This window comes from Rhodococcus sp. 1R11 (assembly GCF_004563845.1).
In the GTDB taxonomy this organism is placed as follows: Bacteria; Actinomycetota; Actinomycetes; order Mycobacteriales; family Mycobacteriaceae; genus Rhodococcoides.
This window is the reverse complement of sequence record NZ_SPNG01000005.1, coordinates 360,275-382,300: the sequence shown is the minus strand read 5'-3', so window position 1 is coordinate 382,300 and position 22,026 is coordinate 360,275. Positions and strand designations below refer to the sequence as shown.

At 63.7% G+C, this 22,026-nt stretch carries 20 protein-coding genes; 10 read left to right on the top strand and 10 right to left on the bottom strand.

Annotated features, from left to right (window positions below; translation table 11 throughout):
• Positions 1–261: 261 nt before the first annotated feature.
• The 6 genes from E4P29_RS11820 to E4P29_RS11795 are packed head-to-tail and all read left to right on the top strand — an operon-like array spanning position 262 to position 7,200.
• Positions 262–1,287 carry an AfsA-related hotdog domain-containing protein gene (locus tag E4P29_RS11820; RefSeq protein ID WP_167735450.1) on the top strand — a complete coding sequence of 342 codons (1,026 nt, stop codon included), beginning with the start codon at positions 262–264 and terminating at the stop codon, positions 1,285–1,287.
• Positions 1,284–2,003, top strand: coding sequence for an HAD family phosphatase (locus tag E4P29_RS11815; protein ID WP_032392937.1), 720 nt, complete (start codon positions 1,284–1,286; stop codon positions 2,001–2,003). The genes E4P29_RS11820 and E4P29_RS11815 overlap by 4 nt, the downstream gene beginning before the upstream one ends.
• Entirely contained in the window at positions 2,000–3,589 is a 1,590-nt protein-coding gene (locus tag E4P29_RS11810) for an MFS transporter (protein ID WP_135044810.1), read from the top strand. Before E4P29_RS11815 ends, E4P29_RS11810 begins: the two co-directional genes overlap by 4 nt.
• Entirely contained in the window at positions 3,586–4,824 is a 1,239-nt protein-coding gene (locus E4P29_RS11805; protein WP_135044809.1) for a cytochrome P450, read from the top strand. Before E4P29_RS11810 ends, E4P29_RS11805 begins: the two co-directional genes overlap by 4 nt.
• Complete coding sequence (locus E4P29_RS11800; RefSeq protein WP_135044808.1) at positions 4,825–6,312, top strand: FAD-dependent monooxygenase; 1,488 nt, start codon at positions 4,825–4,827, stop codon at positions 6,310–6,312. It abuts the gene before it with no gap.
• Between the two features lie 54 nt (positions 6,313–6,366).
• Entirely contained in the window at positions 6,367–7,200 is an 834-nt protein-coding gene (locus tag E4P29_RS11795; RefSeq protein ID WP_135044806.1) for a GAF domain-containing protein, read from the top strand.
• 166 nt (positions 7,201–7,366) lie between these two features.
• Here E4P29_RS11795 and E4P29_RS11790 read toward each other — a convergent pair whose 3' ends face one another.
• From E4P29_RS11790 to E4P29_RS11780, 3 genes are all read right to left on the bottom strand, one after another.
• Positions 7,367–7,684: a helix-turn-helix transcriptional regulator gene (locus tag E4P29_RS11790; RefSeq protein WP_167735449.1), complete on the bottom strand. Its 318-nt coding sequence runs from the start codon at positions 7,682–7,684 to the stop codon at positions 7,367–7,369.
• 314 nt (positions 7,685–7,998) lie between these two features.
• Positions 7,999–9,429: a cholesterol oxidase substrate-binding domain-containing protein gene (locus E4P29_RS11785; protein WP_280634541.1), complete on the bottom strand. Its 1,431-nt coding sequence runs from the start codon at positions 9,427–9,429 to the stop codon at positions 7,999–8,001.
• A 147-nt stretch (positions 9,430–9,576) separates the two neighbouring features.
• Entirely contained in the window at positions 9,577–10,155 is a 579-nt protein-coding gene (locus tag E4P29_RS11780) for an alpha/beta hydrolase (protein ID WP_245154273.1), read from the bottom strand.
• A gap of 57 nt (positions 10,156–10,212) precedes the next feature.
• Between E4P29_RS11780 and E4P29_RS11775 the strand changes: the two genes are divergently transcribed.
• Complete coding sequence (locus tag E4P29_RS11775) at positions 10,213–10,563, top strand: MerR family transcriptional regulator (RefSeq protein ID WP_135044798.1); 351 nt, start codon at positions 10,213–10,215, stop codon at positions 10,561–10,563.
• Between the two features lie 186 nt (positions 10,564–10,749).
• Entirely contained in the window at positions 10,750–11,343 is a 594-nt protein-coding gene (locus E4P29_RS11770) for a hypothetical protein (protein ID WP_135044796.1), read from the top strand.
• Positions 11,344–11,444: 101 nt separating this feature from the next.
• On the opposite strand, the gene E4P29_RS11765 is transcribed toward E4P29_RS11770, so the two are convergent.
• From E4P29_RS11765 to E4P29_RS11745, 5 genes are all read right to left on the bottom strand, one after another.
• Positions 11,445–12,002 (bottom strand): hypothetical protein, encoded by a 558-nt coding sequence (locus E4P29_RS11765; RefSeq protein ID WP_135044794.1) that lies wholly within the window; start codon positions 12,000–12,002, stop codon positions 11,445–11,447.
• 386 nt (positions 12,003–12,388) lie between these two features.
• Positions 12,389–13,165: a glucose 1-dehydrogenase gene (locus E4P29_RS11760; RefSeq protein ID WP_135044793.1), complete on the bottom strand. Its 777-nt coding sequence runs from the start codon at positions 13,163–13,165 to the stop codon at positions 12,389–12,391.
• 85 nt (positions 13,166–13,250) lie between these two features.
• Positions 13,251–14,669, bottom strand: a complete 1,419-nt coding sequence (locus E4P29_RS11755) for an NAD(P)/FAD-dependent oxidoreductase (protein ID WP_135044791.1) — start codon at positions 14,667–14,669, stop codon at positions 13,251–13,253.
• A complete protein-coding gene (locus E4P29_RS11750) occupies positions 14,666–16,513 on the bottom strand; it encodes a DUF3556 domain-containing protein (RefSeq protein WP_135044789.1) in 1,848 nt (615 codons plus the stop codon). Before E4P29_RS11750 ends, E4P29_RS11755 begins: the two co-directional genes overlap by 4 nt.
• 197 nt (positions 16,514–16,710) lie before the next feature.
• Positions 16,711–17,994 carry a helix-turn-helix domain-containing protein gene (locus E4P29_RS11745; RefSeq protein ID WP_135044787.1) on the bottom strand — a complete coding sequence of 428 codons (1,284 nt, stop codon included), beginning with the start codon at positions 17,992–17,994 and terminating at the stop codon, positions 16,711–16,713.
• Positions 17,995–18,087: 93 nt separating this feature from the next.
• On the opposite strand from E4P29_RS11745, the gene E4P29_RS11740 reads away from it, so the two are divergent.
• Positions 18,088–19,578, top strand: coding sequence for an AMP-binding protein (locus E4P29_RS11740; protein WP_135044785.1), 1,491 nt, complete (start codon positions 18,088–18,090; stop codon positions 19,576–19,578).
• 45 nt (positions 19,579–19,623) lie between these two features.
• On the opposite strand, the gene E4P29_RS11735 is transcribed toward E4P29_RS11740, so the two are convergent.
• Positions 19,624–19,899, bottom strand: coding sequence for a hypothetical protein (locus tag E4P29_RS11735; RefSeq protein WP_135044783.1), 276 nt, complete (start codon positions 19,897–19,899; stop codon positions 19,624–19,626).
• A 180-nt stretch (positions 19,900–20,079) separates the two neighbouring features.
• Between E4P29_RS11735 and E4P29_RS11730 the strand changes: the two genes are divergently transcribed.
• Positions 20,080–21,474, top strand: a complete 1,395-nt coding sequence (locus E4P29_RS11730) for a cytochrome P450 (RefSeq protein ID WP_135044781.1) — start codon at positions 20,080–20,082, stop codon at positions 21,472–21,474.
• Between the two features lie 8 nt (positions 21,475–21,482).
• On the opposite strand, the gene E4P29_RS11725 is transcribed toward E4P29_RS11730, so the two are convergent.
• A complete protein-coding gene (locus tag E4P29_RS11725) occupies positions 21,483–21,941 on the bottom strand; it encodes a hypothetical protein (protein ID WP_135044779.1) in 459 nt (152 codons plus the stop codon).
• Between the last annotated feature and the right edge of the window lie 85 nt (positions 21,942–22,026).

Genomic DNA, 22,026 nt, shown 5'->3' with positions numbered 1-22,026 from the left:
CACTGCCGAATATCTGTGCAGCAAGTCACTCATGATCCGACAGTGTGACTTCATGCTCAGTCGGTTCTCGGGCGCGACGGAACTCGTTGCGCGCGCTAAGCTACTGCCAGTCCGAACAGAGTCGCTTGAGAGCCCCTTGCTTACAAGCCCGAGACCTGCCGGATCGCTTGAGACAAATCGCAGACGTGATCGGTGCCCGTGCGGTGCCCAGCAATACCTCGCGTCTGTGTTTCCGTCCGAACCTTCAGCAAGGGGCTCACCGTGACATCTACTCTTTACCCCCCACTTTCACATTCGACTCTGGTCCCGCGCGAACACGTGCACCGCGACGCATTGTCGGAGGTCTATCTCACCGACATCATCTGCGATCGGTACCCCAACTTTCGCGTCGGTATTCATCTTCCGAAGTCGCACAGCTACTACAGCGATCACGTCGGGCCCGCTGCCGGCCGATACGACCCGTTGCTCGTCCTGGAGTGCTTTCGGCAGGCGTCGATCTTGATCGCCCATCGCCACGTGGGAGTCGAGTTCGACCAGTCCTTCATTTTCAATGCCGGTTCCTTCACCGTTGTTTCGGATGATGCGATGACGGTGACGCCCGCCCCTGGCAACGGTGAGCTGAGTGCGGTGATCGTCGGCGAGAAGGTCCGCGACACCACGATCATCGGCATCACACTCGACATGACGGTCACACTTGCCGGGACGACCGCGGTCACCATGACCATGTCGATTCAGTGGATGCCGAAATCTGTCTGGTCTCGGGTCCGAACATCGGGACGGGCAAAGCTGGGACTGGCCGAATATCGCAGCGGCATAAGCCCTTTGCCCGGGCGTCACCCCCACCCGCTGGTCGGTGCGCATGAGCCGGAAGCCCTCGGCCGTAGCTTGGGTCGCAATGTTGTCGTCGGTGCTGCACGCCACGTATCGGGCGGCGTCGACATCGATGTACTCGTCGACCAGCATCACCCGAGTCTGTTCGACCACCCGCTCGATCACATCCCCGGAGCGGTCCTCTTCGAAGCGGTACGCCAGGCTGGGATCATCGGTGCCGACGAGTACTTCGGACTCAGTGCACGACGGCTCCGAATACGTTCTCTGTCAGCGACATTCATCCGATTCGGCGAGCTCGACCTACCGACCGATGCGCTTGTCCGGCCGCAGACCGACACCTGCGACCAGAGTGTCGGTTTCGACATCGACATCACGCAGGAAGGCGTAGTCATCGCCTCCTGTGAAGTGCTCTTCGATCGGTCGCACGCATCCAGCCATGTGGCGGTCGCGCGATGACCGCCTCAGCGCACGTCGGGACCGTCCCGCCGGTATCCGCCGCGTCGCGATACACGACGGTTTTCCTGGACTTCGGTGGCGTGCTCTCGCCCCCCATCGAAGACCTGTTCGTCGATTACGAACGCAAGACAGGTATCAGCCCAGCCGATCTCAAAGCAGCGATGGCGGGCGTCGCCGACGGTCTCGGTGTCGAGGTGCTCGCCCCCGTCGAACTCGGCCTGCTGACCGAGGCCGAGTGGGTGAGTCGCATGCACCGATGGCTCACATCCCGAGGGATCGACGTCTCGCGGGCGGAGAGCGACTTCGGTCGACAGTGGTTCGCAGGCCATCAGGTCAACACGACGATGCGCGACCTGGTCTACGAGCTGAAGGCGCAGGGATACCGAGTCGGGATTCTCACCAACAACGTCCGCGAGTGGGAGGCCCACTGGCGCCCGATGGTCGGACTCGACGACGACGTCGACGCGATCGTCGACTCCTACGACGTCGGGTGTCGCAAACCGGAGCCGGAGATCTTCGCGATCTCCGAGACTCGGATCGGGGCCGCCCCTGGAACCGCCGTCCTCATCGACGATCTCGAATCGAACTGTGCCGCCGCACGCAAATTCGGTTGGGGAGCAGTCCGCTTCGTCGACAACGATCGAACCCTCGCCGACCTCGTTGCGCTGCTACGCGCAGATCTCGGTGATATCGCAGACAGGGAGACCAGCGCATGACCGCACCCGCATCGTCCTCGACAGTCACATCGTCCGCCAAACCCAACCTTCTGTTGGCGGCGATCCTGCTCGGCGTCGTCGTCGTACCCACCGGTGTGTCCGGAACCGGTGTGGCGTTACCGCACATCGCGGCCGATCTCGGCTCCGATCCGGCACTGCTGCAGTGGGTCGTCAACGGTTTCAATCTCACTTTCGCAGTGTTCAGCTTGGTCGCTGGATCCATCGCCGATCATCTCGGCCGCCGACGCGGCCTGGTCCTGGGCGGCGCGCTGTTCGCCGGGGCGGCGGTCCTCAGCGCTGTTGCACCGTCGTTACTGCTGCTCGATGTCGGTCGAGCGCTCGCCGGCATCGGGGCCGCGATCATCTTTGCCTGCTCAGGAGCACTGTTGGCCATCACCTTCGACGGTGCTGCTGCGGCGCGCGCGTTCGCGCTGTTCGGCACCGCCGCAGGAGTGGGACTCGGTCTCGGGCCGACGATCTCCTCGACCGCCATCGCCGTGGTGGGGTGGTCAGGCATTTTTTGGTTCAACGCCGTCGTCATCGCTGTATCGACAGCCTTGGTCATCGCGTCGAAGGTGCACGACACGCCTGCCCAGTCCACCGGCAGGCTGGACTACCCCGGCGCGGTCGCCTTCGCCGCGTCACTCACGTTGGTGATTGCAGCTGTGGTGCAGTCGGATTCGTGGGGATGGCACTCGCCTGCGACACTCGGCACCTTGATCGCCGGGGTGGCACTGTTCGCGGCGTTCATCCGGATCGAACTCACCACCGCTCACCCGTTGCTCGACCTGACGCTGCTGCGATCATCCCGGCTCGTCGGTCTGCTCGCCGTCCCCGTCGCCGGCGCAGTCGGCTTCGTCACGCTACTCACCTATTACCCGACGTTCCTGTCGACGGTATGGCAGCTGGGCACTGGGACCGTAGGTCTGGTGATGCTGATCATGACCGTGCCGGTCATCGTCGGCCCGCTCATCGCCGGTGCCATGCACACCCGTGGCATACCGGTGTGGATCATCCTCGGCGGCAGCGTCTTGTTGTTCGTCGCAGGTGCGGCCGTACTCACTCTGGTCGGTACCGAGCAGAACATCGGCACCATCGTCGTCCCGTTCCTGTTGCTCGGCCTGGGGTTCGGGTTGGGCGTCGGGCTGGTGGACGGTCAGGCGATCGGATCGGTGCCTGCCGACAAGTCGGGCATGGTGTCAGGTCTGGTGTCCACGGTGCGGCTGGGTAGTGAGGCCGTCGTCGTGGCGGTGTTTGCAAGCGCGCTGACTGCGGGCGTCGGTGGTCAGGTCCGCGACCGCCTGCCGGCCGCCCTGGGATCCGGCGAGCGGGAGAGCATCGTCGACAAGGTCGTCACCGGGGAGATCGGAGGTATCGACAGCTCGGTGGACACCGGTCTGCTGCGAGCCGCGTTCGCCGACGGGTTCACTCCGTTGCTCTGGGTGCTCGCCGCCTTGTCTCTTGTCCTCGCCGTGACCGTCACACTCCTGCTGCGCCGCCCCGTCGATGCTTCGACGACACCTACCGCGGCCGATCCGGTCCTCGATGCCGATACCGCTCTCGATCGCGAGGAGATCCAGCAATGACCCAGACCATCCACCGCCCCGACGGCACATCGACAAACCCTCTGGTGACCGACATTCCGAATCTCGACACCCCGCCGCCGTACGTCCGGCAACTCGCCAGTGGCGACGGGCACCAGAGAATAGAGCTGCCCAGTGGACACAGTGCGATCTGCCTGACGTCATACGAGGACGTCAAGACGTTGATGCTCGACCGGACTGCCAGCCGCACGCTCTGCAACGTCGATGGCGGTCCGTCGTTCATGCCCACCAACTGGGCACCCGAGGTGCTCATCAATCTCGACGCCCCGGTGCACGGTGTGGTGAGGGAGTTCGTGTCTCACGAGTTCAGTGCCCGCGCCATCGCGGGACTCGAACCCACCATCCTCGCCCTCACCGATGCTGCGTTGGACACGCTCGACGCGATGGCCGATCCCGACGTCATGGCTCAGGTCTTCCGTGTCGTGCCGGCGCAGATGGTGTGCACTCTGCTCGGCATCTCGCTCGACCATGCGCCGTGGATGAACGAGCTCGGTCGACGAATCCAGCTCGCTCGTCGCGACGAGATACCTCTCATCGTCGACTCGTGGGTAGAGCTGTACGGCTGGGTCCAGAAACTCGTTGCCGACGACACCGAACACGACGACACCGGACTGCTCGCCACCTACAAGCGGCGGGCCCGGCAACCGGAATTTGCCGCCATCGACGACACCCTCATCAGCGGGACCGTGATGGGAATCGTCCTCGGAGGGGACAACAACGTCGCGACGATGCTCGCGAAAACGCTGTATGCCGCACTGGCGCATCGGGATCTGTATTCACAAGTTGTCGACGATCCTTCCCTCGTATCTGACTTGGTGGAAGAGATCATGCGGCTCATGCCGCTCGGAACGCCGGGGTCGTTCCCGCGTGAATTGACCCGTTCTCTCCACACCACGGCCGGTCGGCTTCCGATCGGGGCGATCGTCTACCCACACATCAACGCGGCCAATCGCGATCCGGCGGTGTTCGATGCACCGTTGGAGATCCGGCTGGATCGCCCGCGTGGTCGGCATCTGCAATACGGGTATGGCATGCATCGGTGCATGGGGTCGGCGCTGGCGCAGACGGAGTTGATCGCGATACTCACCCGGGTCGTCACGCGCTACCCGGACCTGTCCCTGCGTGTGGATCCGTCGAATGTCGAATGGGATCTAGGAACCGGACTGCGGCGACCTGCCGTCCTGCCGGTGGATCTCGGTGCGAGAGGAATTGTGTAGATGTACGACGTGATCGTGGTCGGCGGCGGGCCGGTAGGGATGCTCATTGCCAACGAGCTGGCGCTGCACGACATTTCGGCGGTGGTATTGGAGAGTCGCGATGCCGTGAACGAGTACCCCAAGGCCGGGACTTATCACGCGCGCGCTATCGCGACCCTTGCGCGCAGACAGGTCGTCGCCGTCCCACGCCGGACCAACGATCACACGACCATCTCTTCGGAGCTGTTCCAGTTCGCTGGATACCCGTGGCTGACGCTGCGGTCGCGAACCATCGACGGGCCGGTCATGATGGGCATTGCTCAGGCCGAACTCGAGCGCGCGATCGCAGCGAAGGCCGAAACGCATGGCGCACAGGTGATCCGAGGCATCACGGTCACCTCCGTGCAACAGTCCGCCGACCAGGCACTCGTCATTGCACATGACGCCGATGGCACCGAGCAGCGGTACGCAGCGCGCTACGTGGTCGGTGCCGACGGCGGCCGCAGCACGGTACTGCGTTCGGGTGAGTTCACGACAACCGAATACGCGCCGACGATGCGCGCGATCCTGGGCCTCGCGCAGTTGCCGTACCCCGAGCATCTCCGTGGAGGATGGAACCGCACCGACGCCGGATGGACGCTGCTCAACCTGAACCGCTACGGACACAGCCGGATAATTGTGTTCGAGTTCGACGGTCCAGCCGCCGACCGGCATGCACCGGTCACACCGGAGGAGTTCGGAGCCGCCATCGACCGCGTGGTCGGTTCGCACGTCGAGCTCGAGTCGCCGCACTACCTCAACAGGTTCAGTGACTTCAGCCGGATCGTGCACAACTATCGAGACGGTCGACTGTTCCTGGTCGGAGACGCTGCCCATATCCATTACCCACTCGGTGGGCAGGGCCTCAACACCGGAATCTCCGACGCGGTCAACCTCGGATGGAAGCTTGCCGCTGTGGTGACCGGTGCCGCAGACGACGCCCTGCTCGACAGCTACTCCACCGAACGTCAACCTGTCGGGCAGTGGGTCATCGACAACACGCGTCTTCAGTCGGCGATCATGAATCCAGATCCTGCACAGGACCCACTGCGTCGAATGGTCTCGCAGATGTTGTGCCACAAAGATACTCACGATTGGTTGGGCGACAAGATCAACGGTCACTCCCTGCGCCACGATATCCCCGGACTGTCGGAAAGCGAGCTCGACGGGTCGTTCCTGCCCGACCACGAAATCGACGTCGACGGCACACGGACAACCGTGTCGGAGCTTCTGGCCCGCGGCCGAATCGTGATACTTGTCGGTGCGCAAGCACGTTCGGCTCTCGAGGAGACGGCAGCCATCCCGTTCGCCGACACAGTCGTCGCCCAGGGATTGCCCGAGCTCTACCCAGAGATCGTCGTCGTCCGACCGGACGGATACGTCGCGTGGGCCGGCGAAAGTTCGCAGATCACACTGATGCGCAAGGTTCTGGAGGGTCATTTCGCGCTGCGCTGGACGCAGGAGCACTGATATCGTTGCCGCCCATTGCCGATTTCGTCGACTCGGCTGGAGACTGAGGGTGTCGTGGACAATGGCTGGTTTCTGGTCGAGACCTCGGGATCGACCCCCGCCGTGGTCATGGTCGGTGCGCGCTCCAAGCAATGGCGACCGGTCTCCAATATGTTCCGCGGCTCGGTCTACACAACGGTGCTGCAACTACTCGATACCGTCCTCAACAACCTGAAACAATCGCAGGTACTCCTCGACGTCGGCGGGCCGCGGTTGGCGCTGGCACAGCCCGTCCTCGGGCCGTCTCGACAGGTACACGCGATATTGATGTGGATCGGGGACGCCACCGAGACGCCACCACCCGAGCCCCCGGTGTGGGCATTCGCATGGGAACTGGCCGATCCGATCTCGCCGAGCTTCGTCGACGACCCGAAGACCGGCACGATGACCGACTGGCTCTCCGGATGCGCTCGACTGTCCGATATCCGTCGCACCGCCGCGGACGTCCACGGTGCCACTGTCGGCGATCGCTTCGCCGGAGACTGGATCCGCACCGATGGGACCGTCGAGCGATACACGATGCGGGTCGTGGCGACCTTCGATGGACCGGCCATCCTTGCGGTATCCGTACGCCTCCCTGAGCCGACCGCCGCCGTAGAAGACGAGCTACTTCCACGCGCCGCACTTCAGGCAACCGCTACCTACGCTGGAACATCTACGGCGGTGCTGCACGCCGCAAGCGGGCGTGTGCTCGCGTGGCTCACAGACGGGCGCCCTGACTTCCCTCCCGAAGTCGTCTCCGGGCTGATCGCAGCGCCCACACCATCAGCGACAATTCCGATCGACGAGACCGGACAACTGGCACTGGGAATCTTCGACCTCGAGCGATCCGAACCGTATCCCGGTTGACCGATGCAGCAGTGCGCTGCAGATTTGGACACTCTCGCACATCCGACGCCCGGCTGTGCCGCCGGAAATGAAATGGCCGCCGCGCGAAAATTGTTTCCACTTCTCGTGTCGTATTGCGCAGTCTGCGTATCGGCAGGTGCTGCCGGTCGCATCGATCAGCAGTCGGTCACGGGGCGCGCCGAGTGTCCAGCACAGTGTTGATATCGACAACAGTTTCGTTCTGCGGCAAACGATTACGGTATTCGGCGCGGTGCACGTCGGAAGGAGCGAAGTCGGCCGGCGAACAGCCGAAGATGTCGCACAATGCAATCAACGTGGTCAGGGACATCAGCATCGGACGCCGCGCAACGAGTCTGCGAACCTGTGGCTCGGTCAAGAGCACACCGCGGGCGGCCAGATGTGGAAGCAAATCGATACTGTCTCGCATTCCGCGAGCATCCATGAGCTCGGCCAAGCACGGGTTCTGTGCGCCTGTCGGTGTCATCGGTCGCCTTCCCACGCCTGTTGTTGCCAGTCGCGCCTCGGTGGTGTCACTGCTTCGAGTTCGAGAAGAAGGGACTGCACGATGATCAGGCCCGGGGAGGGAAACGATCATCGTGCAGCCCGATCTCTCGGATTGCGTACGGTCAGAACAAAAGGCCCTTGATCGCGTAGGGGATGACACCGATCACGAGGGCTCCGAGGCCGCCGGCGAGAGTCAGGGTGGTGATGATGGGATCGAACATGTTCTTCTCCTTGTGAAGTCGCCCATCGTGGATCGATGGGACGTGTAGTGGTGCCCGGGTCCGGACGTCTGGTTCAGAGTCCCAACCGTCGGGTGAGCGACGTGGTGAACAGATTGTGTGGGTCGAGAGCAGCCAACGTATTTGCAGCTATCGACCACTGCGGATACACGTCGGGAATTTCGTGGCTGAGCGCGTGGGGGTCGGTCCACGCACCACCGTCTCCGTGACCCCAGCGCTTCGCCCACTCGGGTCGAACGATTCCGAGTTCGGCTGGGAAGGGTCGAAAGAAGCGCTGCTCGAGGTCCGCGTAGAAGTCCGCGTGCCCAGGGGTGCCCGGCAAAGTCAGCGTGTCGAGCCACACCGCTGTATCGAAGTCGGCGCGTCCGGGTACCGGCGTAGCGGGGGAGAGGGCGGGAGCTCTGTCGACCGGGTATCGAGAATCCACCCCGGTCACCCTGATTTCCACACAGCTGTTGATGGGGTACTCGCCGTGTCCGGCGTACTCGTCGAGCATCGTGCTGATCACTTCGGTGAACTCGTGGACCACGTGCTGAACGTTGTCTCGACGGGTGATCACCGTATGGCTGGCCGCTGTGACGCGTAGCGTTGTGGGCCTGACGAAGTGAATGAAGTCTTTGGCCGGACCCCACATGTCGCGAGCACCCGTCAGGGTGAGGCCTGCATCGGTGGCAGCGATGACGGCATCCCCGAATGCCGGCGCCAGCTCAGTATTGCCTTCGACGATTCGGCCGAGAATCTGCGGAATCGGATCGGGCAGGTTGTCGGCGAACGGAAAGTTGAATGGGCCTGTGGTCGGTCGTGATTCGGCCGGGCGAGTGGGTGAGACGGACCATTGTTGAATCCACGGTCGATCGGTGAAGGTATACCAGATGATTCCGACTCGACCTGCGTCGTCGAGCATTGCGGTCAGCGACCGCGGGCCTGCAACGCTGGGTGCTGCGAACAGCTCCCGAGTCGGAATGTCTGTGAAGGTCCGACACCGCAGGTTGTGCGTCGGCACCGTCGACAGACGAACGCGCGTGACCAAAGTACGCCCCAAATGCACGAGTAAAGAGGAACATTCGGGATCGGAACGGGTGAACGTCCTCTCGATATAGGTACCGGTGCGGCTGTCGAACACAACGGCCGAGATGGTTTCGACGAGGTCGCTCACCGAACCGAACGGCAACGACCGGTTGCCCTGTTCGGCGGCCGAAGCGACGGCGCTACCGTGCCCACCCACTGCGAGCACACCTCCGACGGTGACGTCTCCCGGTGCCGGCGCGGAAAGCACTGCGCGACCGTGCGTGTGGAGGTAGGCGAGTAGGTCCTGCATGGAGGCACCTGCCTCGACGTCGACAACGGTGTCGTCGACCATCGCCATCGAGTTCAAGGTGGTCATGTCGAGAAGAAGCACTCGCGCCGACGAGGGCGTGCCGGAATCGACGACGAGCGGTGACCAATTGTGTCGAAATCCATGGGGGCGCAACGTATACGAGTTGATTCTAGCCCACTCGGCCCTGCCCGCCGCCGCTCAGGATGGGACGGAGGCTCACACGCGTGGGCGAGTGAGGTTGAGCCTTTGTTCGATATCGGCCGGATGGTTGGTCGAGGTGATGTATGCCGTCGTACGCCTGTGGGCTATGCGCCGTCATTCGAGGTGCCGGGGAATTGTCGAGTCCAGGACTTCGGGGAGCGCACACACCCCGTCCGAGCCCAAGAAGTGACCGCGCCCTGGTGCCACTCGCGCTTTCGTGCCCAACTTCTCGGCCAAGCCGTCGGTGAACTCGACCGGCACATAGGCGTCAGTGTCGGAGCGCAGCACAGTCAGCACATCGACCCTGTCGGCAATTCCGGACACGTCGCAGCCGTCGCCGATGAAAGTGTCCAACTCGGGTAGAGCCGGTAGCGGTTTCAAGAAACCCGCTACGAGTACCAAGGACCCCAGACGCCACGGCCGACGGAGTCCTTTGAGATGTCGCAGTGTGGCAAGACATCCCAGGCTGTGCGCGACCACCATCGTTGCTTCGTCCGTCTCGCCCACTGCAGCCGACACGGCGTCGGTCCACTCGATCGAGTCGGGGTTCTCAGGTGTTGGCAACGCCGGCACGGTGGCCTGAAAGCCGGAGCGCTCCAGGCGGTCGGCAAGCCACCCGAACCAGTGATCCAGCGGTGTGGCGGAATAGCCGTGAATAATGATCGCGCGGGGCCCCGATACGTCTGTGGTCACAATGGCGACCATAGGCGTTGACACCAGTGTGAAGGTCAAGTCGAACGTGGAGTGCACATGTTGATCGGTGAATTGGCGAAGCGGACGGGGGTCAGTGCGCGGTCGCTGCGGCATTACGAGCAACGGCATCTGTTGGTCCCACGACGCGACAGCAACGGCTATCGACATTACGACGAGTCAGCAGTGGGCGTGGTCGAGCAGATACACATTTTGATCTCGGCGGGATTGACCACCGAAGTCATCGAACGCTACGTGGACTGCGTCGATACCGGTGCGGACAAGCCGACGCTGCACGTGTGCCCAACTCTCCGAGTCGAACTCGAGCGAACAGCAGACTGCTTGCGGATAAAGCGTTCTGCGCTGGAAGCGACCGAGCGCCGACTTGCCGCACTGTGGCCGTCTCGCTAGACGGTACGGGTCGTTCAGCGTTTCTGGGGACGACGGCCTCGAGTCCTTCAGGACTTCGCGGACGGTGTGAGCTTCGAGGTCGCAATCCACCCTCGGTGTGCCGGCCGAGGTGTTCGACGCGAGGAGGCTGCGTGCGTTTGCACAGGGGGCACTGGGGTGCATCGCCGGCGGTGGGACACTGGCAGGATGACCAGTCCAGGTGACCCGAAGTCGGTGTGGACGACAGTCTCGGTGATCGTCGGCACCGTGGCAGCAGGCGTCGTAGTCGCCGGTCTTCTCCACGATCCGCAACCCGACGCCGTGTCGATACCCGGCTGTGCGGAGGTCGTCCAGCCCGAGGACATGCAGAGAATCAACTACGCCATTGTCGGTCCGGATTCCGCACCGGCGGGGTTCGACGCAGCAGCCAAGTCGTCCGCTTTGGCGCGAGCCCTTCCCGCCGGGACCACGGTAGAACCCGATGCCATGTTCCCACCACTGACATTCGACTTCAGCGCCTCTGCGTATGGGCGTATCTCGCTGGGCGGAGCCGTGGGTGACCTGAACGTGAGGCTGTCGACGTCCGACCAATCTGCCGGTCCATGTTTTGCCGGGCAGGTCGACGAGCGTCGGACGCTGAGTGACGGCACGGTCGTCGATGTCAGGTCTTCCGAAAGAGGCAGTCGCGTAGAGGTATACGGGACCGACGGCAGCATCGTCGATGTATCCGCCGACCCCGTGTTGACGCTCCAGCAAGTGACCGACATCGCGATGACGCCCGGTCTTCGCTGGAAGTTCTAGGCCCCCTCAACCGCCGTACTTTGCACGCCGGTGTCGGCACTGCCTCAACATGTCGGACCCGCCGCAAGGTCTGCGACGGGGTCGTACACATTCGTGTGCTTCTACGCGCGGGCGACCAGCTTTCCTGCGATTCCCGACAAAATTTCGGTCGGCCTCTGCTGCTCACCCTGCTGAGCACCCAGCACCACGAGGGTTCCGGTCAGGACCGGCAATGCCCACTGGAGGTACTTCAATTGCTTCTGTGCTGCGGCGGCCTCGCGTGGGGTGCCTGCTGACGGCTCGGTTGCCGAATCAATCGAATGGCCCTGAGCCTTGGTCGTTTTCGCGCCGAGAACGCCGCTGTATGCAGTGGCGGCGAGGGCGGCACCGGTAACGGCGATCTTGAAGTTGGTATTGGCGGTGACACCCTGCTGATGACGAGCACGACCGCGGTTGGCCATGAGTATGCCTGCCCCGCCGATGAGATGTGCACCGATGGCCGCGGCGTTGACCGGAGCCCATTTCGCCCACCCTGCCGCGGCAACCTGTGCGCGATCGCGTGGATCCTGCACCGCAGTGGCAGCACCGTTCACGCCGACGGCACCCATGAGCGAGCCGCCGAACCAGGCAGCAGCACCGAGATCGTGCAGCGAACGGACGAGGGTATTTCTGTTGGACATCTGAGGATCCTTCGGTTGTGTGCGCTGCTCCGATCGCGAAACGCGCGATTTAACAGAGGTTTTGGCGTCCGCGTGAACGGCTCCTTGTCCATCGGTTACCCGCGTGCGCGGTTTCCACACCTGGGCCCCACACCGACTCGAACCGGAACGCCACGGATGCGACCTCGCTCCTCGGCGTCGACGGCACTCATCGTCGTACGGATCCGTCGCATTATGGGGGTTCTTTTTCACTGGTCATACTGCAGCTCCACCCGCGCGGAATGTGCTCGATCGGCGCGCGGTCGTTTGATTCGATCGCAGGCGACAGAGAACGTCCCACCTGAGTGAACGAAACGCATCGGCAAACCTCTGCCGATGCGTTTCGTCCTCGAACTCCCGTCAGGCGTTCAGAGCAGTGAGCCGACCAGTCCGCCGTCCAGAACGAGGCTGCTTCCCGTGCACCACGACGACTGTTGTGATGCGAAGAACGCGACAGCTGCTGCCACCTCCTCCGGAGTGCCGTAGCGCCCTTGCTTGTCGGCGATGAGGGTGTCGAACCCTCCGTCCGGTAGCCCGAGAGCTGCCTCGAAATCGGGGGCTGCCTTGGTGACCAGGGCGGTGTCGATGAACCCTGGTAACACGGCGTTGACCCGAACACCCTGAGCCCTGAACTCCGTTGCGGCAGTTTCGGTCAAATTTCTCACCGCGGCCTTGCTGGCGGCGTAGGGCGCGAGCAGCGCCGAACCTGCCGTCGCGGTGATCGAGCTGATGGTGACGATGGAGCCGCCGCCGGATGCTGCGATCGCGGGTGCGGCATACCGGATGGTCAAAAAGACACCGTCCAGGTTGACAGCGGTGGTGCGCCGCCAATCGGCGTACGACATCTGTGCGATCGCTCTGACCTCGCCGACGCCGGCGTTGGGAATTGCTATGTGCAGGTTGCCGAAGTGTTCGACGGTCTGCTCGACGAGAGATCGAACCTGATCCTCGTCGGTGACGTCTGTCGCGACGGCGATCGCACCGTCGATCGAGGACGCCACCTGGCGGGCGGCGTCGAGATCGATGTCGGACACGACGACCTGTGCGCCGTCGGAGGCCAGTCGCCGCGCGATGGCTGCGCCGAGGCCTGCCCCGGCACCGGTGACGAGTGCGACCTTGCCGTGGAGAGATTCGTCGATTGGCATTGTGTTCGGTCCTTCCGTGGGAAAGCAGAGGTAGTGCCTTCTCGCTGACGACAGAGAAAGCGAAAGGTGTTGCTGTGTCGCTGTTTCAGCGCTTCAGCAGGTCATCCAGAGCTCGTCGCGCTGCGTTCAATCCCGCCATGCCGTGTGCACCGGGGCCGGGGGGAGTTGCCGCAGAGCACAGATAGAACCCCGGCGTTCCCGTGCGGTACGGGTCTCGGCCGGGCCGTGGTCCGAGGAGCAATTGTGTCGGCGACGACGTACCGCACAGAATGTCGCCGCCGACGAAATTCGCGTTTCCTTCGGCGAAGCTCTGTGGAGATGTGCTGACTGTCTCCACAATTCGTGAACGCAGGCCAGGTGCGAACTGTTCGATGCGGTCGATCACGACGTCGGTGACATCGTGGTCGAGGCCGGCGGGAACATGGGCGTATGCGTACAGCGGTACGACGTCTCCGTCCGCGCGCTCAGGGTCTGCCACGAACTGCTGCCCGACGAGGACGAACGGCCGATCGGGCATTCGTCCTGCAGCAACGGCCGCCTCGGCTGCGATGGTGTCCTCGGCGCTACCTCCCACGTGCACGGTGCCGGCTCGTGCGACTCTGGGGTCGGTCCACGGGACTCCGCCGCGCACCGCGAGGTCGACCTTGAACGCAGCCGGTCCGTTCCGAAACCTGTTGTAGGAGCGACGTGTACGCGTCGTCAGTTCCTGGCCGAGTACGTCTGCCACCACGGACGGCGTCGTGTCGAAGATCGTGATGTCCGACGACGGCAGATCGGCTCGCGAGGCAACCCGCGTCGAGGGCTGCACGGTTGCTCCGAGTTCGATGAGCGCGGAGTGCATCGCCCGTGAGATTGCCGCGGTTCCGCCCTCCGCAACGGGCCATCCGTTGTGGTGTCCCGCGGTCAGGATTCCCACCCCGATGGCGGAGGAGAACACTTCGGTCAACGGCCGCATCGCGTGTGCCGCTGCTCCGACGAACAACGCCCGCGCCTGCGGTGTGGTGAACACCCGTGACAACACCGCAGCGGGCAGAGCAGTCGGCGCACCGAATCTCGCCAGCAGCAGTGGATGTCGGGGCAGGTGCACGACCGGTCCGAGTAGGTCTGCGGACAGTCTGTCGTACGACGACGACGGTTGCCCGAACAGTGCCTTCCATCGTTTGCCGTCCGCACCCAGGCCCACAGCAGTCTCGTTTACCGATCGACGGAGCAGCGCTGCCGCGTCGTCGAGAAGCGGATGTGCACAATCGATCTCGGGCCACCGCCACGTCAGCCCGTGTTGCTCGAGACCGGCGAGGGCAGGTGAACCCACCGCCATCGGATGAAAACCGGCACAGTGATCGACGAGCAGATCGACGGTGGTGAACGGCCGGTGGCTGCGGGTGCCGCCGCCGATCTCGCTCTCCGCCTCCAGCACGGTGACGTGAATTCCGTCGCGTGCCAGAGCAAGTGCGGCGGCGAGCCCGTTCGGGCCGCTGCCCACTATCGTCGCGGATCGCGTCATGATGTCGATTCTCCAGCACCGGCGGTCGCTGCCGACGCCTCTGGTGCGGAGTGTCGAGCGGTTGTCGAGTCTGCGCGACGCCGCCACGTCACCGACAGGGGGATGGGGCCGTCGGGTAGCCACGGCTGGGCGGACACCGCGTCGTCGACGTTCCACGTACCCGTTTCGATGACGCCGAGAGCGGCATCGATGAGTTTGTACGACTGCGTCTTTCGATGGATGGGCTGCGATTCGACCCACGCCACCACGAACTCGCCCGGCTCGAAGTTGCAGCGTCGCTGAATTGCTGCGATGAGGGAGGCGTCGTGCAGGTGGCCGTCGCCGAAATTGAAGCCGATAATCGAGTTGCAGGCGAATTCGCCTTCACGCACCGTCCATCGGTCGATGTCGGGAACGTTGCGAATCAGAAGCGAGAACAATCCGCGGCCCTGACTGTGCATCGAGCGCCATGCGATGGTCTGCTGCATCGTGATCTCGGCAACGGCAGGCGGGTAGCCCATTGCTTCGAGCTGTCGTACCTGATTGCGGGTGGGGCGCACGATCTGATCGAGCTTGTCCTCGGCACCCGGTGCGAACGCCCACAGACCGGAGGCCCAGTTGCCTGCGTACTGGCGCATCGAGGGCGTGAAGGCCACGAGGTCCGGGCGTAGATTGCCCAGAACCGGGAAGAAGAACAAGCACACCAGTGCTGTCGCCACGAACCACGGGGAGGCGTCGAAGATCGAGAATCCCTGTCCTGCAGGGTGTCCGACGAAGAGGAATACCGCTGCGTAGGCGAACAACAGATTCCACTCGAGCGGCACCGCGAGTGGGAACGTCGAGATGATGAACAGGTGGAATGCCACCATGAGGAGTGCTCCGACGAGTGCGACGGTCGTGTTGGTGGTGAGCAGCAACACGATCGGTACTGCGATCTCGACGGTGGTGCCCAATACGTGCGCGATCGACTTGGCCGTTGCAGAGGGGCGAATGTCGTCCGGGAAATTCCGGTAGTGCTTGCGCCTGGCCCAACGAGTGGGAATGCAGGGGCTGTTCGAGACCATGGGCGGAACGACATTGGCGAAGTGCGCACCGAATTTCGAGATGCCGGCCCCGACCCACACCGAGAAGATGAGCAGTTTCAGTCCGACGACGAGGTCGACGATGGCGTTGTCACCGAGAATTCCCACCAGACCGAACAGGACTATCGCGGGACCGTACTGCTCGGCGCGGGCTGCGATGAAGATCGTCTTGTCACGAAGGCCCACAACGATGGTGAGCAAGACCGGCGCGATGGCCCAGCGTGGATCGACGAGGTTGCCGATGCCCTCGGGCAGGATCGAGGTAAATGCACCGGGCGGTGTTCCGGGCGCGATGACGGGTACGAAGAGACTCACCAGGAGCGCGAGATACAGCACGACGTCCAGCGGCGTCCTGGTGTCACCCGAGGTGAACGGCACCTTGCCCGGCCAGGGAGGCATCCTAATTGTTCCCGTTTTCGCCCAGAACAGGATTCCGCCTGTCATCGGCTTGAATTTGCCGGCGATCGGTCCCCATGACCCCGCGAGTCCGACGGTTTCGAGCAGCATCGTCCAGTAGACCAACTTCTGGTAGACGATCATGTCGTTCCACCACGAGCCGACGTCCCACGGCATCCCGACGCCGGAAGTCAATGTCGCCAGAGTCAGGCCGATCCCGATGTAGAGCACCAGGAGCTTGACGACGTAGGTGGTGGGGATGACCTTCGGCGAGCCGAAGCCGTAGTCGACCCAATGCAGTGCAAGGGTTTTCACTCGTTCCAGCAGAGGCCGGTCGAGGAAGGTTTCGAGGTCGACAGGTGGAAACTGTCCGTTCTTGAATCCCATGAGTGAGCTTTCTGTAGCGAGCGCTGAGGATGAAGGAGCAGGAGTCAGCCCTTTCGCCCGAGGCTCGGGTTGCGGTGATGCAACCATCGGACTGTGTCCTGCACCACAGAAAGCTACGGGGTTCCTATCGGCGGTCCCAATGGTTCGCCGACCCGAGGCTCACCTCGGTTTTTGTGACGTCGACACAAAGCGCACTCTCAGGCGAGGATTCGAGCCCCGAGCCACTGACATGCGGTGAGGGCAACCTCGACGGCGAGTCGGTCGTCGGACAGTGGCCGGGGGAGCAGCTTCTCGGCGTTGTCGACGCGGTAGCGAATCGAGTTCTTGTGCATCGTCATCACCGCAGCCGCGGCGGAGAGGCTCCGTTCGCACGCGAGGTAGACCCGCAACGTGGTGCGCAGTCGTTCGGCATGTGTGGTGTCGGCGGCCAACTGCGGTCCGAGGACGGTCAGGACCCAGGCCTGCAGTGCCGACGGGTCGCGAGCGCACAGGTCCACCACGGCCAACCCGGGGTCGTCGTAGCGTTCGATAGTTCGGCCTCGGCCACCCAGAACGGCCACGTGATGGGCGCGCTGAGCCTGCCGGTGGGATGTGACGAACCCGGCCGCGTCGAGTCCGATGGCCCCGGCCGCCAACAGGGGTGCGTCCTCGGTCCGCGGTCGAGTGTTGATGCGATCGAGAACGACGGCAAGATCTGTGTCGTTCGGGGGAATCTGAATCCATCCCCACGCGGTTGCGCCGTCGCGTCCGACCACCAGGGGAGGGGCCGGACTGTCCACGTCCGCGGCCAGAGCGCGAATGGTGGTGGTGAACCTGCGCATCCGGTCTCCGCGAACGGCGGACTCGCCGACCCAGGCCACGACGGCCAGGTGTCGTCCGCGCAGTCGATACCCGGTCACTCGCTCGACGACATCCACCGACCCCTTGCCGTTCAGGAGATCGAGCACCGCATCGAGTCGAGCATTCTCGCGATCCGCCAGCCAGGACTCTCGTTCGGTCTCGTACACCGCGACCACCCGTTGCGAGATCCAGTCGATGTAGTCGAACACCGAATCGACGATCACGCGATGCGCTTCCATCCGAACCGGGTCCGGCGCGGCCAGCGACATCGAGGTCTCGAACGCTCGATCGAGCAGAAACTGCTGTCCGAGTCGATAGGCGCGAACGAGGGCATTGACCGGCACGCCCCACTGAGCCAGCCGGCGCGCATATTCGATGGCCGCCGCCGGCGGCTCGAATCCGGCACCGCCGATGTCGTGCTGCAGAGCGTGCAGGATCGTGTCGACGTTGCCCTCGATACTCGATCCCAGCAACTCGATCAGCGAAGGTTCGTTGTTCAGTTCCGTGATGCGCGACGCGAGTGTCGTGCGCATCTGCGCCACCACATCTGCCAGCCGGGCATTGAGGTGCGCGGCAACCGCGGCCACGTGAGTGCGCACCGCTTCGGCGGAGGCAGGCGAGATGTCGGCAGGTGTCGGCACGGTGTTCCTTTACGTTTCGGGCTACAAATTATCCACGGTTTTTGTGCTGCTGGACCGAAGTCTTTCGAGTGGGCAATCCGTAACCTACGTCACATGCTGCCAATTCTCGACGCCTCCTCGCCTGTTCTGCAGGACATGTACCGCCGCATCGACAACGACCCCGACGGCGCGTGTCTGTCCGACGACTCCACTCGGTTGAGCAATGCCGAGTTCGGGCTCGAAGTCGATGCGGTCGCCGCCGAACTCGTCGACGCGGGGGTTGCAGCGGGTGATGTGGTTGCAGTGCTGCTCCCGAATCGCATCGACATCATCACCACGATGTTCGCGGCATGGGTGCTGGGAGCAACGTTGACGCCCGTCAATCCCGCACTCACCGACGACGAGGTGCGCTACCAGCTCGAGGACTCGACCGCCCGGGTGCTCGTCGGCAGCGAGCGAGCCTGCACTCTCGGACGTGCGCAGGGTATTTCGTTCATCGACGTGGATTCCCGCGACCGTCGTCCCCGGACGCCGCAGATGGACGTCGCGCACGGTCGAACGGGGCCTGTCGACAGCTCGGCACCTGCGTTGATCGTCTACACCTCGGGAACGACGGGACGGCCGAAAGGCTGTGTGCTGACTCATCGCAACGTCGACCGGATGAGCGCCGCGATCGTGACGGCCTGCGAATTGACCGATGCCGATACGAGCCTGTTGGTGCTTCCGCTTTTCCACTGCAACGGACTCGTCGTCGGCTCGGTCGCTCCGCTGCGAGCCGGCGGACGTGTGCACATCGCCCCACGCTTCTCGCCGGACACGTTCTGGGACAACGTGGAGACTGTCCGGCCCACCTACTTCTCCGCTGTGCCCACCATGTACTCATTGTTGGCGGACCGCGGCTCGACCGACCGCGATATCTCGTCGCTGCGATTCGTCATCTGTGGAGCAGCGCCCATGCCTGCCGGCCTGATCGCGTCGTTCGAATCGATCTTCGGCGTGCCGGTCGTCGAAGGGTACGGCCTGTCGGAATGCACTGTGGCGGCAACGATCAACCCGCCGAACGGGATTCGTAAGCCGGGCACGGTCGGCATCGCACTACCCGGTATCGACATCGCGATCGATACACCCGACGGTCCTAGCTCCCTTCCTGGCCGGACCGGTGAAGTGTTGGTGAGCGGAGAGACGGTCATGCAGGGATACCTGGGCCTGCCGGACGTGACCTCGAAGACCGTTCGAGAGGGGTGGCTGCACACCGGCGATATCGGAGTTCTCGACGAGGACGGATATCTCGTATTGGTGGATCGACTCAAGGACATGATCATTCGCGGCGGAGAGAACATCGCACCGAGCGAAATCGAACACGTCCTGCAATCCCATCCCGACGTCCTGGAAGTGGCCGTCGTCGGCGAGGCGCATCCGATCTACGGTGAGGTGCCCGTCGCACACGTCGTTGCCCGAGCCGGTCGCAGTATCTCGGTCGACGAGCTGGATGCACACTGCGCGCAGAGCCTGGCCAAGTTCAAGAGGCCGACCCGGACAGTCGTCCACGACGCTCTACCGAAGAACTCCGTCGGAAAGATCGTGAAGAAGGAGCTCGGCGCGTAGTCCGATCCGGCCTTCTCCGTCGCTACCGGCTCGGGACGGTCGCGATCACATGGACGAGGCCGCGAAGGTCAGGAACACGACGAACAATCCGATGCCACCGAGCGCCGCACCGATCACAGCGTCGCGACCGTTGGACGCGTCGCCTTCGACTGCACGGCCGAGACCGATCCAGCCACTGACCACCGCGACCACCCCGGCCGGGATGGTCACGAAGTCTCCGATGAACGGCACGAACGCGCAGACGACCGCGACGATGCCCGCAATCAACGCCAGATTTCCGGCACCGTCGCGGAACATCGACCGCGAAGGGGACTTTCGCATCACCGGCACTCCTCCTCGCATGCATCGCGGCAGCACCGTCCCGACCTGCATTGTGGGCAGGTATCCGGCAATGACGCCTCCATAGTAGGTACTCGATTCCCTGCGCACCGGTTCGATCCGCGATTAAGCTGGCGGGGCTGCCGAGGTGCGGCCGGAGTGATCTCGAGGAGCCGTGATGACGTGAGCTCGGTGTTCGCGCAGCGCTCCAGTTACATGCGGCAGGGAATTCGGTTCGAGGGCGGGACGCTCCCGCTGTCGGCGGAGTTCGGCGTCTCGGGGGCCATCGAACACAAGTTGACGCGTGATCATCTCTTCGTCGGCGACGGTAGCTCGGATTTCGTCGGCACATGGCGGGGCAGCCGCGTGCAGTTGTACGCGCTGTCGCGTCGGGCGATCGACGCGATAGTCAATCCCAAAATTGCCAGTGTTCACATCGATCGGGACACCGCCGCACGCCACTCGTTCGGGCAGTTGAGCCCCGAGGCCATCACCTTCGCGTCGGCGAGGCGAGCCGACTTCAAGGAGCGCAAGCGCAACCTGGTCCTGGCGACCGGTTCGACCCATGCACTCGACGCCACCCTGCGCGCGCTGGACCGGCATCTGCCCGCACTCGGTGATTCGATCGGCCTCGACCTGCGTCCGGTGATCGACCTGCGTCCGGTGATCACGGACTGTGTGCGCGACGCGGTGGCCGAGGCGGTGTGGGGCGACGCAGCATTCGACCCCGTCCGGTACGTCGACCGGGAGGGGCAAGCGTGCATGCTCCCGTTCGCCGAGGCGTTGTACGAGAACTTTCTGCGGTTGCGGAAGTTCGCGAACACGTATGCGATGCGGGTCGAGCCCAGGCTGCAGCACCTGCCGTTGACGCGCGAGCAACGTCTGATGCGGAGGAACACACGCGCCCTGCAGCGGCACATGGCGCTGATGTCGGCCGACCCACCGAGTGGGACGGTCGCCGGTCACCTCACGCTGCTGCATCGTGCGTCCGGGTTCTCTTCCGAGATCGTCCGAGACGACACCGCGACCTCGTTCGTGGCAGCCGTGGACACCACTCGAACCGCCGTACTAGCGACCTTGAAACACGTCCTTGCCCCGGCCAATTCGATCTGGAAGGCGCATCTCGGCGCAGTTGCTCCGGAATCCGCGAGCGCATCGGCTGTGGTGCGGGCGTGTGTGATGGAAGCGTTGCGGGTCGATACGCCCGGGTCGGTGTTCAACAGCCGGGTCACCGAGGACTTCGACCTGAAGGTCGGCGACCGCATCCTGCGGCTGCATCGAAACACGTTGATAATGCCGAACATTCATGCCGTTCATGCGCTGAGCGGGCCGACTTTCGACCCTGCTCGACTACTGAATGCGCATGGAGCAGTAGTGGATTCAGCGAAGGTGATGCCATTCGGCAGGGGGCCGAGATCATGCCCGGGAAAGTCGTTCGCGATTGCGATGATCGCCGTCTTCGTCACCGCATTCCTGCGCGAGTACCCCAACGCTCACATCGACCCGACGCAGCTCGACAATCGATACCCGATCCATACGGCGTCCGAACACGGCTTGTACGTCGAGCTTCGCAGCTGACCGTGCCGTCAGTGGTTGGGCTCATCCCTCCGGACGCGGTAGTTGTGCCATGCCTGTGCCGCCAGGGGTGCGCCGACAGCGCCGATGCAGACGACCGGCAACGCGATGAACCACGGTACGGATGCGCTCTTTGCGGCCAATACAACACCGAGAACGACCATCGGAAATCCGAAGGCCTCCAGCAGGTCTACTCTCCGGGGTTCGATCGGTGGCCGACCGTTCCACGGAATTCGCCGGCCAGCGTTCTCGCGCAGTGTTCGCCTTGTCGAAGCGACAGTCAGCGCCGCGCCTATCGCCGTCGTGCATACCCCCGCGACGATCATCCAGGACTGTCCGTCCTCGACCAGCATCGCCGTCAGAACAAGTGCTACAAGGACGATGCGCGCACCCCACACCTTCCACTGGGGTGCAGACTCACGTTCGTCGTGCTGCACGTCGACCGGCCGCATCGGCTGCAGGGGCTCCATGACTCGACCCTCCCACATCGCTGCTCTTGACCGGCCGAGGCGACGCACCGTACCCTGGCCGACAGTTGATATATCACGAAGAAGC

Bases quoted from the DNA above. Each gene is read 5' to 3' on its own strand.
- E4P29_RS11815 (WP_032392937.1), top strand. From the start codon at position 1,284: ATGACCGCCTCAGCGCACGTCGGGACCGTCCCGCCGGTATCCGCCGCG.
- E4P29_RS11810 (WP_135044810.1), top strand. From the start codon at position 2,000: ATGACCGCACCCGCATCGTCCTCGACAGTCACATCGTCCGCCAAACCC.
- E4P29_RS11805 (WP_135044809.1), top strand. From the start codon at position 3,586: ATGACCCAGACCATCCACCGCCCCGACGGCACATCGACAAACCCTCTG.
- E4P29_RS11800 (WP_135044808.1), top strand. From the start codon at position 4,825: ATGTACGACGTGATCGTGGTCGGCGGCGGGCCGGTAGGGATGCTCATT.
- E4P29_RS11790 (WP_167735449.1), bottom strand. From the start codon at position 7,684: ATGACACCGACAGGCGCACAGAACCCGTGCTTGGCCGAGCTCATGGAT.
- E4P29_RS11775 (WP_135044798.1), top strand. From the start codon at position 10,213: ATGTTGATCGGTGAATTGGCGAAGCGGACGGGGGTCAGTGCGCGGTCG.
- E4P29_RS11770 (WP_135044796.1), top strand. From the start codon at position 10,750: ATGACCAGTCCAGGTGACCCGAAGTCGGTGTGGACGACAGTCTCGGTG.
- E4P29_RS11765 (WP_135044794.1), bottom strand. From the start codon at position 12,002: ATGTCCAACAGAAATACCCTCGTCCGTTCGCTGCACGATCTCGGTGCT.
- E4P29_RS11760 (WP_135044793.1), bottom strand. From the start codon at position 13,165: ATGCCAATCGACGAATCTCTCCACGGCAAGGTCGCACTCGTCACCGGT.
- E4P29_RS11755 (WP_135044791.1), bottom strand. From the start codon at position 14,669: ATGACGCGATCCGCGACGATAGTGGGCAGCGGCCCGAACGGGCTCGCC.
- E4P29_RS11750 (WP_135044789.1), bottom strand. From the start codon at position 16,513: ATGGGATTCAAGAACGGACAGTTTCCACCTGTCGACCTCGAAACCTTC.
- E4P29_RS11740 (WP_135044785.1), top strand. From the start codon at position 18,088: ATGCTGCCAATTCTCGACGCCTCCTCGCCTGTTCTGCAGGACATGTAC.
- E4P29_RS11735 (WP_135044783.1), bottom strand. From the start codon at position 19,899: ATGCGAAAGTCCCCTTCGCGGTCGATGTTCCGCGACGGTGCCGGAAAT.
- E4P29_RS11725 (WP_135044779.1), bottom strand. From the start codon at position 21,941: ATGGAGCCCCTGCAGCCGATGCGGCCGGTCGACGTGCAGCACGACGAA.